This window comes from Vibrio sp. T11.5 (assembly GCF_027587155.1).
Lineage (GTDB): Bacteria > Pseudomonadota > Gammaproteobacteria > Enterobacterales > Vibrionaceae > Vibrio > Vibrio neptunius.
On record NZ_JAPPTP010000008.1, the window covers coordinates 129,642 to 146,282 of the forward strand.

19 protein-coding genes and 1 pseudogene are annotated in these 16,641 nt (G+C 42.2%); 4 read left to right on the plus strand and 16 right to left on the minus strand.

Annotation, left to right across the window (positions count from 1 at the left end; all coding sequences use genetic code 11):
* Position 1 precedes the first annotated feature (1 nt).
* Both yciH and OH455_RS10825 read left to right on the plus strand, forming a co-directional pair.
* Positions 2-313, plus strand: a complete 312-nt coding sequence (yciH, locus tag OH455_RS10820; protein WP_045976963.1) for a stress response translation initiation inhibitor YciH — start codon at positions 2-4, stop codon at positions 311-313.
* A gap of 376 nt (positions 314-689) precedes the next feature.
* Positions 690-955: pseudogene (locus OH455_RS10825) on the plus strand (phage protein); the annotation flags it as partial.
* A gap of 80 nt (positions 956-1,035) precedes the next feature.
* Here the strand turns inward: OH455_RS10825 and nadS are convergent.
* From nadS to OH455_RS10860, 7 genes are all read right to left on the minus strand, one after another.
* A complete protein-coding gene (gene nadS / locus OH455_RS10830; protein WP_206372328.1) occupies positions 1,036-1,320 on the minus strand; it encodes a NadS family protein in 285 nt (94 codons plus the stop codon).
* A complete protein-coding gene (locus OH455_RS10835) occupies positions 1,317-1,613 on the minus strand; it encodes a type II toxin-antitoxin system RelE/ParE family toxin (RefSeq protein WP_269981365.1) in 297 nt (98 codons plus the stop codon). The genes nadS and OH455_RS10835 overlap by 4 nt, the downstream gene beginning before the upstream one ends.
* Before the next feature lie 30 nt (positions 1,614-1,643).
* Positions 1,644-2,378, minus strand: a complete 735-nt coding sequence (locus OH455_RS10840) for a GGDEF domain-containing protein (protein WP_269981366.1) — start codon at positions 2,376-2,378, stop codon at positions 1,644-1,646.
* A gap of 286 nt (positions 2,379-2,664) precedes the next feature.
* Entirely contained in the window at positions 2,665-4,089 is a 1,425-nt protein-coding gene (locus OH455_RS10845; protein ID WP_269981367.1) for a glucoamylase family protein, read from the minus strand.
* A 366-nt stretch (positions 4,090-4,455) separates the two neighbouring features.
* Complete coding sequence (locus tag OH455_RS10850) at positions 4,456-4,623, minus strand: hypothetical protein (protein WP_269981368.1); 168 nt, start codon at positions 4,621-4,623, stop codon at positions 4,456-4,458.
* Positions 4,624-4,636: 13 nt separating this feature from the next.
* On the minus strand, positions 4,637-5,194 hold the full coding sequence (locus tag OH455_RS10855) for a hypothetical protein (RefSeq protein ID WP_269981369.1): 558 nt from the start codon (positions 5,192-5,194) through the stop codon (positions 4,637-4,639).
* A 171-nt stretch (positions 5,195-5,365) separates the two neighbouring features.
* Positions 5,366-6,040 carry a hypothetical protein gene (locus OH455_RS10860; protein ID WP_269981370.1) on the minus strand — a complete coding sequence of 225 codons (675 nt, stop codon included), beginning with the start codon at positions 6,038-6,040 and terminating at the stop codon, positions 5,366-5,368.
* A 479-nt stretch (positions 6,041-6,519) separates the two neighbouring features.
* Between OH455_RS10860 and OH455_RS10865 the strand changes: the two genes are divergently transcribed.
* Entirely contained in the window at positions 6,520-6,825 is a 306-nt protein-coding gene (locus tag OH455_RS10865; protein WP_269981371.1) for a hypothetical protein, read from the plus strand.
* Between the two features lie 176 nt (positions 6,826-7,001).
* Positions 7,002-7,454, plus strand: coding sequence for a hypothetical protein (locus OH455_RS10870; protein ID WP_269981372.1), 453 nt, complete (start codon positions 7,002-7,004; stop codon positions 7,452-7,454).
* A 606-nt stretch (positions 7,455-8,060) separates the two neighbouring features.
* Here the strand turns inward: OH455_RS10870 and OH455_RS10875 are convergent.
* The 9 genes from OH455_RS10875 to OH455_RS10915 form a co-directional block, all read right to left on the minus strand.
* Complete coding sequence (locus OH455_RS10875; RefSeq protein ID WP_084720260.1) at positions 8,061-8,210, minus strand: YoaH family protein; 150 nt, start codon at positions 8,208-8,210, stop codon at positions 8,061-8,063.
* Between the two features lie 64 nt (positions 8,211-8,274).
* A complete protein-coding gene (locus tag OH455_RS10880; RefSeq protein ID WP_269981373.1) occupies positions 8,275-9,486 on the minus strand; it encodes a conjugal transfer protein TraF in 1,212 nt (403 codons plus the stop codon).
* Positions 9,487-9,545: 59 nt separating this feature from the next.
* Entirely contained in the window at positions 9,546-10,418 is an 873-nt protein-coding gene (locus tag OH455_RS10885) for a DUF2861 family protein (protein WP_045976983.1), read from the minus strand.
* On the minus strand, positions 10,418-11,077 hold the full coding sequence (vxrB, locus tag OH455_RS10890; protein WP_269981374.1) for a response regulator transcription factor VxrB: 660 nt from the start codon (positions 11,075-11,077) through the stop codon (positions 10,418-10,420). The genes OH455_RS10885 and vxrB overlap by 1 nt, the downstream gene beginning before the upstream one ends.
* Positions 11,052-12,551: a sensor histidine kinase VxrA gene (gene vxrA / locus OH455_RS10895; protein WP_269981423.1), complete on the minus strand. Its 1,500-nt coding sequence runs from the start codon at positions 12,549-12,551 to the stop codon at positions 11,052-11,054. The genes vxrB and vxrA overlap by 26 nt, the downstream gene beginning before the upstream one ends.
* Positions 12,552-12,654: 103 nt before the next feature.
* Positions 12,655-14,031 (minus strand): Re/Si-specific NAD(P)(+) transhydrogenase subunit beta, encoded by a 1,377-nt coding sequence (gene pntB / locus OH455_RS10900; protein WP_045976985.1) that lies wholly within the window; start codon positions 14,029-14,031, stop codon positions 12,655-12,657.
* 12 nt (positions 14,032-14,043) lie between these two features.
* Complete coding sequence (gene pntA, locus OH455_RS10905; RefSeq protein WP_045976986.1) at positions 14,044-15,579, minus strand: Re/Si-specific NAD(P)(+) transhydrogenase subunit alpha; 1,536 nt, start codon at positions 15,577-15,579, stop codon at positions 14,044-14,046.
* Positions 15,580-15,876: 297 nt separating this feature from the next.
* Complete coding sequence (locus tag OH455_RS10910; protein ID WP_045976987.1) at positions 15,877-16,152, minus strand: HlyU family transcriptional regulator; 276 nt, start codon at positions 16,150-16,152, stop codon at positions 15,877-15,879.
* A 12-nt stretch (positions 16,153-16,164) separates the two neighbouring features.
* On the minus strand, positions 16,165-16,536 hold the full coding sequence (locus OH455_RS10915) for a late competence development ComFB family protein (RefSeq protein ID WP_045976988.1): 372 nt from the start codon (positions 16,534-16,536) through the stop codon (positions 16,165-16,167).
* Between the last annotated feature and the right edge of the window lie 105 nt (positions 16,537-16,641).

The window sequence follows — 16,641 nt, forward strand, 5'->3', positions numbered from 1 at the left end:
CATGAGTCTTGTTTATTCGACAGAAGTTGGTCGCATCAAACCTGAAGAAGAAAAAGTCCAGCGACCGAAAGGTGACGGGATCGTTCGTATCCAGCGTCAAACGAAAGGACGCAAAGGTAAAGGTGTGTGTATTGTCTCGGGACTGGATCTGGATGACGCACCACTTAAACTGCTAGCCGCTGAGTTAAAGAAAGTTTGTGGATGTGGCGGTTCCGTCAAAGATGGCAACATTGAAATCCAAGGTGATGCCAGAGATAAGATCAAGGCGCATCTTGAAAAGAAAGGCCATACAGTCAAACTTGCCGGTGGCTGAATCTTAACTAATAAAAGTTAGGTTAATCTTTGATTAAACTAAATGTTTATTAGGTATTTTATGGTAAATAGCATTATGTTTAATGACTAAGCCAATAGAGAGTCGAAGAAAGCACTTGTGCAAGAGTGCTTTCTATTTGCAGTTTTGTATTTAACATAACGTACATAATACGCACTAACATATGAGGTTTTACTCGGTTTATCAACGGCTTGGTTTTTGGTGAAAACAGACATTTCTGAGTTTGATAACATTCTGTATTCGTTCCAAAAACACGCTTTATTAGTCGATAAATAACCGTTTACGTCTTGTCACGCGCTTACTCAGTTTGCTTAAACACGGATGTGGTCCGTTGATGACGCATTTTTTATCGTCAAAACGTTGGGACGGATTTCGCATCCAAGAACAACGTGCGACACTCATTACGCCCGAACGTCGTGAGTTCAGTCCCAAAGAGCTGTTATCCTATGCTCACTGGCGTGACACTGGCGTGATGAACACCGCCAACTTGTTGAGTTACACGGTCACATCGAATATCCGAAGTATTATCCGCCTAAGGAAAATCTGATGCCGTTTTCAGGTGGCGGCCACCGTCGCAAACCCGCGCCTTGGGTGCCGACGAAGTCGAAGTCTAAAATGCGTTGAGAGCCAATCATCACTCCCCGACTCTCGCTCATAAAAAAACAGCCTGGTTGGGCTGGTTTCTCTATTAACAACGTATTGGCTTATGCCAGGGCTCGGATCACGGCTTGAGGATCTTTAGCCAGCACATTGAGCAACACTAAGGCAGGACCTCTCGGCGCTCTGTCACCACGTTCCCAATGACGTAATGTGCCTAAGCTGATCCCAAACGTTGAGGCAAACTCTGCTTGCGTCATGGCCACGCTATGACGGACTGCTTTAACGTCAACAGAGGAAAACTTGTGGACGGTTGCCCCTTTGGTCTCACCCTCAGCAAACTCAATGGCTTCCATAAGACCTTGCTGGATACTTTCAAATGCATTAGTCATGATTGCCTCCGGTAACTGTCTGCGAGTATGGTCGTTAATTTACTGAGCACATTACATTCGGCTTTAGATAGGTTGGCTTTTTCATTTTTACCAAATAATGAAGGCATAAACAGAGGAATATCTTCGCTGTGGTAGTAATAGATCACTTTCACACCTCCACTTTTGCCCCCGCCTTCTTTCGCCCACCTCAGCTTACGAACGCCCCCAGTACCCTGCATAAGGACACCGGCTTTAGGGTGTTCGGCCAGATAACTGATGATGTGTTTGTTCTCATCATCTGATGATTTCATCATGCCGTTTTTCGCTTCTACGTAAAGATAGCTCTATAGATCAAGATCAAACTTAACCTGATTTCTGCCAGCGACTTTTGCTTGATACATAACTTTATCAGCTCGAGCATAGAAGCTATCTTTAGAGTCGCTCTTTCTGTAACTAGTGAGCCCGAGCGAAATAGTAATGCGTATAGAACGGGTTTTGTCTATCGGAACCTCAAGCTGCTCTACTTCATTACGAATCCGTTCAGCCGCATTGACAATATCAAATGGTTGGGCGGTAGAATACAAAATTGCAAATTCTTCACCTCCTACTCGAGCAAGGCAATCATACTTGCGTAGACTTTGTTTGACTTGTAACGCAAGCACTTCCAACACTTTATCACCAGCACTGTGGCCATATGTGTCATTGACTGTCTTGAAATGGTCTATATCAAATATGGCGATATATAAGCTGCTCCGTTTACGCGCATGCTCAGCGATCAATTCATCAAGGCGTTGGCGAAAATATCTAACATTATAGAGATTAGTTAGAGGATCAATGAGAGCACGCTGGTGTGCCTGAGTTTCACGATAGCCTAAATAAGCACCGAAGCTCGGGAACACTACCAAAGTCCCGATAGTTAGATATAAGACGAGTAATAGTTCTTGTGAGACTAAGCTGTTCAACACTACGTGGTTAATATAATCTATAGACAACCAGACTAATGGGCCTATCAGTGCCACTATCACTCCCTGAAGGCTGCGCAAGTAGATTCGATTATTGATATGTCTAAGCCGTTCCATTAGTCGCAAACGTTCCTATCTCACAATAAAGCCCCTAATAAATTACATTTTAGTTATAAAAGTGCGTGCAGGTGGCTTAAAATTAGTTTTTTAACACAGCGATACGTAGACCTGAAGTACTTTACTAACTTAGGTAAGCTGTATAAGCGCTGAGAGCAGTTATGCTCTACGCCACACCCTAGGAGCAATAGGCTAGCTTCTGCTAATTTGGTGTTCTGTTCGTTAACACAGTACAGCTGCACATAACCAAGCGTAACAGTTAGCAACCAAGACAGCTCAAATGCCTCTATAAATCAACTACCTCAGAAGATCGGTGCTGATAGTCTACACTAAAACCTGAACTATAGAGAGATTCCAAGAACCCGTATAAGTTTCTGTCCCTTAAGTAATTCGAGAAATACTTCCTTGTGTCATGATGATATATTGAGTTAACAATTATACCTTGATGATAACCGGTCATCTTTGTTGAGACATCACCATCATAGTACACAGCATCTAACCAACCGTAATCAGTAACAACATCAGGATGGTTATTTTTGATATTTAATATTTTTCTGGTCACATAATCATTATCTAAATCATAGTAAGAAGCTAGTGTATATATAGCACCTGCTCTACTATCCACTAAACGATTATTATATAATTTAGATGACTCTGATGTTAAACTATGCCCATCATTATAGTAAATACCATCACTACCATACATTTCACCGAGAAAACCAACGCCATATTTATCTGAATAACCTTTATGTATACGAATGAAATTTTCATATTTATTATAAAATTCTTTAGACATTAGCTCTTTTTCATCTATCCATAGAGTCGGAACCAATAGTTCGAAAAAGCTGCCATACCAAGAAAGAATTGTCTCATATTGCTCTCCGGAGGATAATGTGTATATTATCGAATTCAACTCCATGTTTGTAAACGCATGTGAAGGAACATAGCCATGGAGGACAGCAAATAAAACGGCGCTTCGACTTTCAGAAACTTTACGATCTAAATAATAGTTTAACCAAGCTTTCGTATTGGTATTATAACCTGCTCGTATCAGCCCTCTAGCAGGGTCAAACAGCCGATTCCAACCCCTAAAACTATCAGTCACAATACTTTCGGCATCATACACAATGGCGATTAACTGCGGATCACGGCTGTCAGATAAAGCTCCAATTAAGGTAGCGAGAGACATAAAAATGTTTCCATTGTCTACTGCAGAGACAATATAGTCAGAATCATAACTGCCGAAAACTTTGAGAGCACCATCATCAAGCTTATAAAACCAGTAAAAAAGCCCTTCCCATTTTGGTGCACTCTTTAATTGTTTCATTACCTTCCTAAGTTTTACTATTGAGCTTTCATCGCCATTTTTAATCTTATTTACTAGGTAGTTGATATACAAACCGATTGCTGAAGAATTCGTTAGTGGTGTTTTCTTTGGCTTTCCATCAATGAACTCTACCGAGTCGAATGGGACACCGTATGCAGAAGAAACGCCCTTGCCTATTTCAAAATACTGTTCATTATTTGAGATGAATTTACGATATTGAAGCTCAATACTAGTGTTCGTTTCTGTTTCTATCGATGGATGATTAATATCATTTAATGGTGGGTTAGAGGAGATATTTTCTCCTTCACTATTACATCCTACAAAAAAATAAAAAGTTAGGAGAGTGAGAAAGTTTTTTTCTAGATTTCTTGATTTAACAGGCATAGTTATCACCTATATTTAATAAATCATCAGTAAGGTGATAATATTTTTATGTTTTTAAATGCTTTGGTAATCTTATTAATTGTTATTTATATTTTAATAAACGGCCCTACGCCTCGGTACCGCTATGCGAGCACGCTATCCTCATTTTTCGTATTCTGGAGTAAGCGCACTAATCAAAAAAGTAAATATTTAAATGTTACAGGTTCTATGATGAGATGACCAAAAGATCGGGATAGGTCGATGTCAGGTCATTGGTAGTATTGGTCAGTCTCACTGTTACCGTTACTGTACGCCCTCTGCATTATTTTACTTGTGGTCCCTACCTTTTTGAGAAAATAAAACCATTCTTGGACACTCCTATTCAGATTAGCCCTCGCTTAAGCGCTCAAATGCTTCGCTTTCTTCTATCGGCACTTTGTAACGCTCATCTTGCAGTAATACACAGGCTGTTTTGAGAAGGACTTGCCTGACTTGGTGCTTCGACGGTCGTTTGGCTTTCACCTTCATGCGTTTCTTTCGAGTATACTTCATCATCTTTGCGTCCCCGCTAGCAAGCATTTTGCACAGATGTGCTGAAGAACAAATCTTGCTGACATTCAAACAACTCTTCAAATGTGGCGTACATGGTACTGGCATCAGCGTCGGTTTTATAAAAACCAAAATCTTCATAATACGGAATCAAGCTTTCAAATGGCTCGACAATATGCACACCAGAATGGTTGGGATAGAGTGACATAAAGTAGACGGAGGCAATGGAGACTAAAGAGACCAATCGGTGTTGGAGTTGTTGCTCATGGACACTGAGGGCCAACTGCTCGAGTAAAATCACATGAAACTGCTCTGTAAGAGCATCGTAAATGCCGAGCACCGCACCTTGGAAATCTTCGTTATTAATTACCTTCAGCCCCATATGAAGTGTGCTTGTAGTTGGACATATCATCGGATAATAGTCTAACCAATTCAAAACACAGGGTTCGTGATTGACGATCTCTTCATAATCATTGTGGTCGAGTGCCGTCACCAATACGCCCATTTGGGCTTTGTCCATGATTTGCTGAAGAAATGATACGGTCTCAAGTACTTCTCTGTTTATCGTTGCTTCCATTATTGCCTCCTTATGTAGGATGCCAAATTAAACCATAGGAGGGCTTCGTTCATTCGACCTATTAATAAGAATTATTTATCCGCTTTTACACAAGAACTATTAATGAACTCTGTCTTATGTTGAGCTATTGTGTTGATTAAAATCCATAGTCTGTCCGCGGTAACTACCATTTCATGATGAGTTAGCTTTGCTGAGCGGGCCAAAGGTTAAGCCTGTCCGTGTTGCCGAACGTAGCTTTGGTTTGTCTGTTTGCGGTGCTGGGCTAGAAGCCAATAAGTCCAGCTCATGGTCAAGTAGCATCTCGAACAGTACGTCTTGTTGACGTTCGTAAAGGCTATCAAATGTGCCGAACATCACTGGCGTATCTTGCTCATACCCGTAGTCCAACACTTTGTATCCATAGAGGCCATAGTTTGATAGAAATGCTTCGGGTGGATCGACGATGTATACACCTGCACTATTTGGATACGTCGAGAGAAAATACAAGGCGATGTAAGTGACCATCGACATTAATCTATCGGTATTTTCGTGGGCTGAACCTTCCGTTCTCGGCTCCAGCAACAGTGGGTGTAATCTCTTGATGCGACTATCATAAACACCAATGAATATACCGAGATCCGACTGTTCTTTGAAACGCTTAACATTAATAAAAAAATTTCGTTTTAAAGAACGGGATACATGATGGCTATTGAGCCATTTCATCATCGAACTATCGTCGAAAGCTATTGACTGGTAGCGCAGTTCATCAAGCGAAGATATTTTCAGTTCTAAATGGGTGCGATCGATCAACTCTTGTAAGAACTGAACATCAATCGATTGGCGTTGTAGTGACGTTGGTTTATTCATGGCTTCACACCTTTTTATTTATTAACGCGTGTGAGAATCTTTATTTATTAACGCGTGTGAGAATCTACATTTTAATAGTATTTAAGGGCCTAATTAAGGAAATTGCGATAGAAAAAATTATTAATTAAAAATAAATAATGAGATACCAATCGGAAAATAATTAGGTAACAAACATATGGATATTGAAATTTATTGGTATTATTTATGTTTTCGGGATGCGTTATCTAAGTATTTGCCCTGTTTCCGTTTACTTTTGAGTTCCGAAATTCGGCATAGTTTAGTGAACAAAATCAGGCGCTGATGTTTTGGAAACAGAAGGTAATGCCCCTTTGAACTAATTTTTCACTCAATGACGATTGATGCCAATGGTATCGCTCTCTGGCACTCACCTGTCTCACATTCAAGAAACGTATCTTTATTTACAATCCCATCATTTAGTTTTACTACACTGCTAATGTTTAAGGGTTAGGAGATATCCCATGGTTGCTGTCTTAGAACTATTGATGTTGACCATTCCGTGGTTGGTTTTTTCATTGGTCAGAAGTGAGCGTCTTTCAGCAACGCTAGCCTGCGGTTTGATTCTGCCGAGCTTTATTATTTTTCTTGTCGGCCTAATTTCAGGGTGGTTGTGTGCCATCGGTGTGATCAATTTAAATTGGCCCGCCTCTACTATATTTGTCGGTAATCAATGGTGGAATCTAGCAACTGGACCTATAGTAATTATGCTTTACTTGTTTGTGATGTCGGAAGTTTGTACGCTCAAGAGGTATGATGGTCGTTACTAACTTTTGACTGGCTGGTGCTAGTAAAGAGTATACACCTTGTGCGACAATGCAATGTGTTTCACTCATTCTTTCCTTCTTACCCAATGAGACCACTTGCCTTAACCTTATCTCTATTGACACTCTCCGGCTGTACTCTCCCTGCGAACATTCAACCGACGCCATTTTTAGAAAACACTATGTTTGAACATGTTATTGGTGAACTCAATCCGGAAAAGAAGCATGTAACGTTTGTGTATAGTCGAGAAGGTGAAAGAGACAGAACGGTAGTCGTCAATGTCGATGTCGATGTCGAACCGATTGAAATGCGTTTTAAACTCTGCGAAAACAACGGAGTTTATGTTGGATTGAGTCAAGTTGAGCTAGCAAAAATTTCACGTACGAAAGTGAATTGTGATTCCTGGCTCGCGATTACTCCTTTGGTTAACGGGAAATATGCTTTGTCTTACGAGCTTAACTTGTTGCTGGGTTTTCGGCCTATGTACGTTGAAGGCCAGCAAGTTTACGTTCCACTGAAGAAAAAGCTTGCCCAATATAAGGCTGTTTATACACCGAACTCGATTGCTCATCCTCTCAAAAGATACGCTAACGACACGATTATTGAATCAACCACCGTTGAGTTTAATTGGTAGTATTTATTTAATCAGATAAATGGCAAGGACAGAGCAGCCAACCAGTTTGATAATCCATCAAAACTGTAGCTCGCACCTTTGCGCGCATGCGTTTATTAGGCCAATACTTACCTGATTTTTTCTTTTCAAATCCACATGGCATGTTACGTTGTAACTCGCCTTGATCGACAATACTTGAACTGGCTCATTGTTTGAGACTCTCACCAACACATCAAGTTCAGCCACTCTCATCGCCTATTGCGGCAAGTTTACGAATTGGCGCACCGATAATGGAATGGGACAGAACAATACATTATCAATTGTTACGGCATAACACCACAGAGTAATACCCTAGCTGACAGTGAGCGCTTACGGACTAGATTATAGAAAGTGTAATTTTATTACACAGCGCACTGAGTAAGGGCTTCTTGTAGTCAAAAGTTCTTCTGTAAGTTGTTGTATTGGCTGGGTATTTAATATTTTGGGAGTGAAGTCAGGTACTTGTGAATAGTGCAGCAAGATATTTTTTGTTGAGAAATATGTAGTGACTACCTACCTACCTATCTTTTGCCGGTGACATAAAAAAAGAGAGCAATCTCTTGCTCTCTTTTTATAAAAATGAATGTTTTACTCTTTAGGCTCGGCCTGCTGTCTGATTTCCTCTGCGACAATTTTTATGGCTTCAGCTGTACTGACTCCCTGTGCCATCAGCTGTTGGATCTTTTCAACGGCTTTCTGTTGGTCTTGATGGGACAGAGGGGGAAAATCATCTAACATAAAAAAGGCTCCTGTTTATTTAGGAGCCGACTATATTACGATTTCTTTACTATCGCCAGCGCTTCTAATAACTTCCTAGGAAGTTAACGTAAGCCCCCATTGAGTTTTCGTTGGTATAGCTCGCGCCGATATCCATTTGAAATAGGTTCAATGGCGATAAGCCAATACCCGCTGTAATGGTGTCGTCCAAATTATCGTAAGCCAGGTTTCTTCGCCACCCTGCCCTCAGCTTAAGTTGACGCATGATATCGATTTCGCCACCGACTCTCACATATTGAGTGTTGTCTTTGAAGTTGGTATATCGCTCGTCTTCATTGATATCGTAATCGACACTCAGTGTGGCGTAGTCTGCAACCAAGCCAAGTCCCACGGTGTATTGTGGTTTCATCTGGTAGGCGTATGAAGTCGCAGAAATTGTGCGTGATTGGCTCGAGTCGATACTTGACGTCAGTGTCTGAGCAGGAAGCGTTTGTGTCATAATATCACGGGACACTAAATTCATGGCGGATACGCCAACGCGTAGAGGACCGCGGAACCAAAGAAAACCAGCGTCCATATTGAACATGGTTTCGCCGGTACCATTATCTCGGACGTCTTTAATGTCGTAGTTGTTTAGATTGGCACTGTAGACATAGGTATAAACGCGTTGAATTTTAGGTGAAACACCAAAAGAAATATGCTGGCCGAGGAAAGTTTGATACTTCGCTAAAGAAATACCTACTTCAGTTACCCCAATTGCAACCGCGTTGACTGCACTCAGTTCTGCGTTTATTGCGTCATTGACATTGGCAATGGGTAAAGCAGACGCGGCTTGGTCCCAGATATCTGTTTGCGCAAATGACTCAGCGTAGGCTTTGCCAAACACATTGGCTGCCACAAAACTATTTGGTATAGCGAATGCAACAACACCTCCAATTTCTAGTTTGGCGATGTCATTATTCAGCTTTTCTAGCAATGGGCCTATTTGATCAGTATTTGAATAATTTCCATTCGTATACTCATTGATCAAATTGCCCGCTTGATCCAACTCATCCACCATGTTGTCTTCATCGCTATAAGCTAAGCCGAATGAAGGAATGAGCATGCCAACATCGTCATTGCGCCGATAAATCGCAGTGATCGCCGGGTTGTAAAAGGGAGCGGTTAAGAAATTTGCAGAAACAACCCCGACGCCACCCATTGCATCGCCACGTGCTTCGACTGCATAAGTGGCTGCGTATGAACTTGAGGAAGCTAACGCAATAGACAACGATAGGATTTTTATTGAATTTTTCATATCGATATAAACTTTCTATTTCCATGTGTTTACATCGACCTATTGTGTCTTAACTTTAGTTATTCCTCTATAGAAACGTCGTATGTTTTACTAATTATTTGGGATTGTTCAACAATTATTGGACCTTGCCATCTTTGGTGGGTCATCGAAATGGCTAAAACGTATCTACCTGGGTCAACAATGTTTGGCTCTAATGTGGTTGGATAATCAGATACGTAGGTAGCTCCCCATACTTTGTTGTATTGGCCATCGACATAGTCATAAAGCGCCGTATCGAGTTTTGGTAGTGGGCAGTGAGAATTCAACAATGCGTTTCTATCGACTCGCCATTGCTCTTTAGATTGCCAGCGAACTGTAACTTTTGCTTTGGGTTCACCAAATACAATCCAAGAGCTCCATGATGTTTGATCTTTTGCGGTGACGTCTAAACGATATAGGCCCATAGGGATTTTACTATTTAGGTTGTAACGCTTAACGTAAGACTTAACCTGATTTTCTCCCTCAGCAAGTGTCACGAAGGAATTGTCAGTAGAAATGCTTTTTTGAACCCAGCGAGTGAGCGAAATATCAGTGATATCCTTGCGTGAGGCAACTTCAACCAAAGCTCGGTAGGAATCTCGGCCCGGGCTTTGGGTTTCGATGGCACGAACCGTGACGCCTTTTACCCAATCAGGAAAGGGTTTTGAATCTAGCCCCTTTCCACAATCAACTTGCAGTGATTGTTGAAACAACTCATTGAGGTGTGGTGATATCGCTTGGCTCTTATCCTGTTGCCACACTTCGACTATCGATGAAAACATCGCAGGCAAGTCGTCATTGAGAAGATAACGGTGCGCTTGAGTCAGCGGCGAATTGCTCTCAAACCAAGGAGGATTGGCAGCAAAGACAGGCGTGCTCATTAGCACGCCTAAAACTAACGCTTTAACTTTCATTAGGCCTTCATTTTGTAGCCAACGCCACGAAGCGTTTCGATTTCCAATCCAGAAAGTTTTTGTCGTAACTGAAGAACATGCGTATCTACGGTACGAGTAGTTGGAAAATGATTATAGCCCCACACATGGTCCAGCAATTCATCGCGCGTAAATACGCGTCCCAAATTGCTTGCTAAGAATAGAAGTAAATCAAATTCAGTCCGAGTTAAAGTAATCGACTCTTCTTTGTAGAAGACTTCACGTGTTGCTTTATCTATCACTAAATGCTGGGTCTTTACCTTACTCTCGTCCTGTGTGTCAGATTCGGGCGCTCTAAGTTGAGCACGAATGCGTGCAAACAGTTCAGCTTCTGCAAATGGTTTTGTTAGATAGTCGTTGGCACCTGCATCCAAGCCTGTGACTTTATCTTTTACAGTGACAAGTGCAGTCAACAAAATGACAGGGACATCTTTGGTCTCTTTCCATCCGACCAAGTGTTCAACTGAATCGCCATCTGGCAATTGTCGGTCCAAAATAACAAGGTCCGCTTTCTTCCAATATTGCTCTACATCAGCAATTGTTTCAGCGTGAAAACACTCATATCCTGCTTGCTCCAGGCTTACTAACAGGCCGTCGGCCAGGTTTTTGTCGTCTTCAACAAGAAGCAGTGTCTGTTTCACAAGGTATCTCCAATATAAACGTTGTTGGTGGACCGATCAGAGTCATTTTACCCCCCATTCTTCCCACCATTGATTCAACGATAGTTAAGCCTAAACCAAGACCAGCTTTGCTAACGAATGGCTTACGTAATTGTCGCCAATCCTTATGAGTTAGCTCACCTTGGTCAATGACCTTAACGGTAATTAAATTATCATCAGTGCTGATATCTAGCACTATCGGCGCAACACCATATTTAGTCGCGTTGCGTATCAGGTTATCAATACAAGTTCCTAACCAATAAACATTCAGCTTAGCTGCTATGTCTTCATTGATCTTTAATTCGATCTTGCCATTAAATTCTTCGTCTACCTTAAACTCCAGCCATTCTTTGACGGAGGGCACCCATTCGGTGGCCAAAGGTTTATTATCCGACTGCAAATAATCTTTGCTCGCTTCCGCCAGCTGACGCAGGCGTCGCGAATCTTCACACAAACGTCGAAATTCGTCATATACGGATTCCGGCAGCTTCTCGAATTCCCGACGAAATCCCTCTACTGTTAGTGATAGACTCGCGATCGGGGTCCTAAGTTCATGTGTAAGTATCTGAAGAATCAACATTCGACTCTTCATCTCTTGTCGTTTTGTATTCCATCGGTAAACAGACCATCCCAAAACGAGCAGGATATTGGCAATCACCAACACGACCATGCTGATTCGCAATACTTGAGAATGATCTTCTATATCCCAACAAAGGTTGCCTCTTTGAACGAAACAGCTATTCGATTCACTTTTTAGCTGAACACTTAACCCTGCATTGTCGGCGTTCTGTTTCCAAACGCTTTCGCTAAAAATTAAGTAGCTATCATTTTGTCGCAACCACAACTCTCCCTGCTCAAGAAACATACTAGAGCCTGAAAGCAAAGCGAGTATGGTTTCTTCATTCATCCTCTGTAAACGGCCAAGCAATGTTGCTCTTGGTGCTAATGGCCGTTCCTTGATATGCATGTACTGTTGCAACTGCCCTTGTCTTTCAGGGTGCAAAGCAACATAACGTTTTGCATAGGTACCACCGCCGGGGTGAATCAATCCACTGCGTGCGAACCACTTTTCACTCAGTTTTGTTCCTTTGCAAACGGCGCGAGTAAAGACGAGTGGTTCAGTAATCAACGGGCTTAACGGCAGCTTGCCAGTGCAGTTTTGTGCCAATTGATATAAACGCTGAATATCTCTCAGCGGATACGATGATGTTTGAGGGAGCATTGAATCTGGTGTAATCAAACGGGTCGGATAATCAGACTGCATGATGCGAATGTCGTAAGATGCGTTGAATTGATCGTGACTAAACGCATCGACAAATTGGTCGATGCGTTCTGGCAGCGAATTAGCGCTGACGCTAAAGCTCAGCGCTGCTGTGCATACTGTGAATATATTGAAAGCCGTTTTAATCAATGCAAAAAATCTATAAATCAGTAGGTTAGATTTAGAGTAAAGCATTATCGCAAAAATATGAATTTCAAATGTAATATTGGTGTCAATAATGCTAGTCATAAAACAAAAGAAGCCAGCAGTTGCTGGCTTCTTAGTTAGTTATGTCATGTTACAGAGCTTTGGAAATGGCGTCTACACTCTCCTTCGCATCACCGAACAGCATTTGCGTATTGTCTTTAAAGAACAATGGGTTTTGCACACCTGCATAGCCAGTGTTCATTGATCGTTTGAATACGACGACGTTTTTCGCATTCCAAACTTCTAGAACCGGCATGCCCGCGATTGGGCTGTTTGGGTCTTCTTGTGCTGCGGGGTTAACAGTATCATTGGCTCCAATAACCAAAACGGTATCGGTTTCTTCAAAATCGTCGTTAATCTCGTCCATTTCTAGAACAATATCGTACGGTACCTTGGCCTCAGCCAGTAGTACGTTCATGTGGCCTGGCAATCGACCCGCCACAGGGTGAATACCAAAGCGTACTTCTATTCCCTTAGCTCTTAACTTTTCAGTAATTTCATGCACAGGGTACTGTGCTTGTGCGACGGCCATACCGTACCCAGGAGTAATGATCACTGATTTTGAGTTCTTTAGCATTTCTGCGATTTCATCGGCTGTAGATTCGCGATGGTCTCCATACTCAACATCTGCACTCACAGAGATTTCTTGACCAAAACCACCGGCGATCACACTGACAAAAGAACGGTTCATTGCTTTACACATTATGTAGGAAAGGATAGCGCCTGAAGAACCGACCAACGCGCCAGTGACAATGAGAAGGTCATTGGCAAGCATGAAACCTGCAGCAGCTGCAGCCCAACCAGAATATGAGTTAAGCATGGATACAACAACCGGCATATCCGCACCACCAATTGACGCGACAAGATGATAGCCAAACGCGAAAGCAATCAGTGTCATCACGATAAGCGCAAACATGCTGCCATCAGCATTGACGAAATGCAGCATCAGCAATGTTGAAACAACCACCGCAGCGAGATTCATCTTGTGCTTGTGAGGCAGGTTTAAAGGTGAAGACGAAACAATACCACGAAGCTTACCAAATGCGACCACTGAACCGGTAAAGGTCACCGCACCAATAAAGACACCGAGGAAGACTTCCACTAAATGAATAACATGTTCGGCATGCGTCGCCGCTTCAGGAGCGTCGAGATAGCTATTGTAACCCACCAATACTGCCGCCATACCAACAAAGCTGTGCAGAATTGCAACAAGCTCTGGCATTTCCGTCATTTCCACTTTCTTGGCGTAATGGATACCGATAGTGCCACCAATAGCCATAGCGATAATGATCCAAATAAAGCCTTGTGACTCAGGGCCGAAGATCGTTGCGATCAAAGCGATCGTCATACCGGCAATACCGTAGTAGTTACCTGATTTTGCTGATTCTTGCTTAGATAAACCAGCAAGGCTCAGAATGAAGAATAATGCAGCAACAATATAAGCTGCTTGTACTAGTCCTGCAGACATTCTCGTTACTCCTTAATCTTTACGGAACATTTCAAGCATACGTTTCGTGACGGTAAAGCCGCCAAATATGTTGATACTTGCTATCAAAACGGCAATAAATGCTAAGAAAGAGACCACGCCATTTCCCTGACCAATCTGTAACAAAGCACCGACGACAATGATGCCTGAAATCGCATTAGTCACTGACATTAAGGGAGTGTGAAGTGCATGTGTCACATTCCAGACAACGTAGTAGCCAACAACACAAGCTAAAACGAAGACTGTGAAGTGAGAGAGAAAAGCGGGAGGAGCAACAGAGGCGATCCAGGCAAAACCGCCTACACCGATTGCCAGTGCCGCAAGTTTCTTGATTGGAGAAACGGGCTGTTCCACTTTTTCTGCAACTTTGACTGGCTCGACCGGCTTTTGCTCTGGTTGAACAGACACTTTAATTGGTGGTGCAGGCCAAGTAACTTCACCTTCTTTAACAACCGTCACACCGCGTAATACGACATCTTCAAAGTCGATATCAATATTTCCGTCTTTTTCTTTACTGAGAAGTTTAAGTAGATTGACCAAGTTGGTGGCATAAAGTTGAGATGATTGAGTCGGGAGACGACCTACCATATCAGTGTAGCCAACAACTTTAACACCATTCGCGGTTGTGATGACTTTATCAGCTTGGGTGTATTCACAGTTGCCACCATTTGCGGCCGCTAAATCGACGATAACACTGCCCGCTTTCATACTATCGACCATGTCTTTTGTAATGAGCTTAGGTGCTGGTCGCCCAGGTATAAGTGCCGTGGTGATGATGATATCAACATCTTTCGCTTGTTCAGCGTACAGCTCTTCCGCTTTTTTGTTAAATTCCTCGGACATTTCTTTCGCGTAGCCATCTCCCGCGCCAGAGTCTTCTTTGAAATCAACTTCTAGGAATTCCGCTCCCATTGATTGAACTTGCTCTTTCACTTCCGGACGAACATCAAAGGCACGCACAATGGCGCCTAAACTCCCTGCCGCGCCGATAGCCGCAAGACCTGCTACCCCTGCTCCAGCAACAAGTACTTTTGCAGGCGGTACCTTACCAGCGGCGGTTATCTGGCCTGTGAAGAATCGACCAAATTCATGAGCTGCTTCTACTACCGCACGATAACCAGCAATATTAGCCATTGAAGACAATGCATCTAACGCTTGAGCCCTTGAGATTCTTGGCACTGAATCCATCGCCATCACGTTAATCTTCTTACTCGACAGTTTTTCCATTAACTCTGGATTTTGAGCTGGCCAAATAAAGCTAACGAGTGTTGTTCCTTCTTGGATAAGGTCAATTTCTTCATCGCTTGGTGCATTGACTTTAAGAATAAGGTCTGACTGCCACACCTCTTCCGTGGTGACAATCTTTGCCCCTGATGATTCAAATGCGGGATCATCGAAACTGGCAAGTTCTCCTGCACTGGATTCGACATTGACATCGAATCCTAATTTCAACAGCTGCTCAACCGACTTGGGCGAGGCTGCCACTCGCGTTTCTCCCGCGAGTATTTCTTTTGGCACACCAATCTGCATAGTTATTCCTTGACTACTGGCTACAATGATTAATTGTTTTTATCTAACGGATTCATTAACTTCAAGCAATTTGTAACAAAAATACAAAATATCATTACATATAACCTTTGGTAATGAAGCACTTCGAGTATTACGTGATAATGAAACGACGCTTTCACTTCAAAATGAGAGGTCGAACCAGTTGGCTTGAATGATTGTTAAATCAGACAAATAGAGGCAAATACACATAATAAAAGAGCCATCAGCATAACGGCTAATGGCTCCCATATTTATGACGTCCATCAACATTGCAAAAGACTAACTAAAAATAGTGTCTCCCATCTGATCAATGAACATTTGTGCTTTTTTTAACATAAACTCATTGGCGTCTGCTTGTGACGCAAGAACGTCTGAGCGTATGAATCTGTGCTCTTTGATTTGCCCTTCTAATTCTTTTGTAATTCGGCCGGCAATTCGATATTGGCCGCCTTCAGGTAGCGATTCTTGATAAATCAAGAAACCTTTGTATTCCACTGGTTCAACTATAGTTTTGGCTTTTTCAACACCACCAAACAAACGAGAAAATAGTCCCACCTAATCACTCCTTTAGGCATCTTGGTTATTTACGATCAGAGGTTTTTCAAACCATTCGAGTTCGGTATCGTCATCGAATCGCGGTTTACTGAACATGATTGGTACTTCATCTTTACGATTTCTGCGTCTATCGTCAACTATCATGGTCAGTGCTGCTTCTACCGCGGTCTCAGAATACTTCTTTAGTACGACTAACCGTTCTTCAGACAATGCAGACAAAAAGTCGATATCATGTCTAATGTATACGGGTCTTAGTTGACTTAATGCCAAACAAGCCAAATCTGCGAGTTGTTCATGATCAAACCTGTCAGTATACTGACTGTCGGCTAAAACCTGTCCTACCAGTGTTTCCATGTAGTTGTGAACATCAACACTAATTTGCATAAACCTTAACTCCTTTAAGATTCTCACTTTTCTTATGAGTATCAGTTAACTATAAAACACAATTCTGTTTTGCGGATGCTTTGCCCTCACTTTTTGGCTAATGTT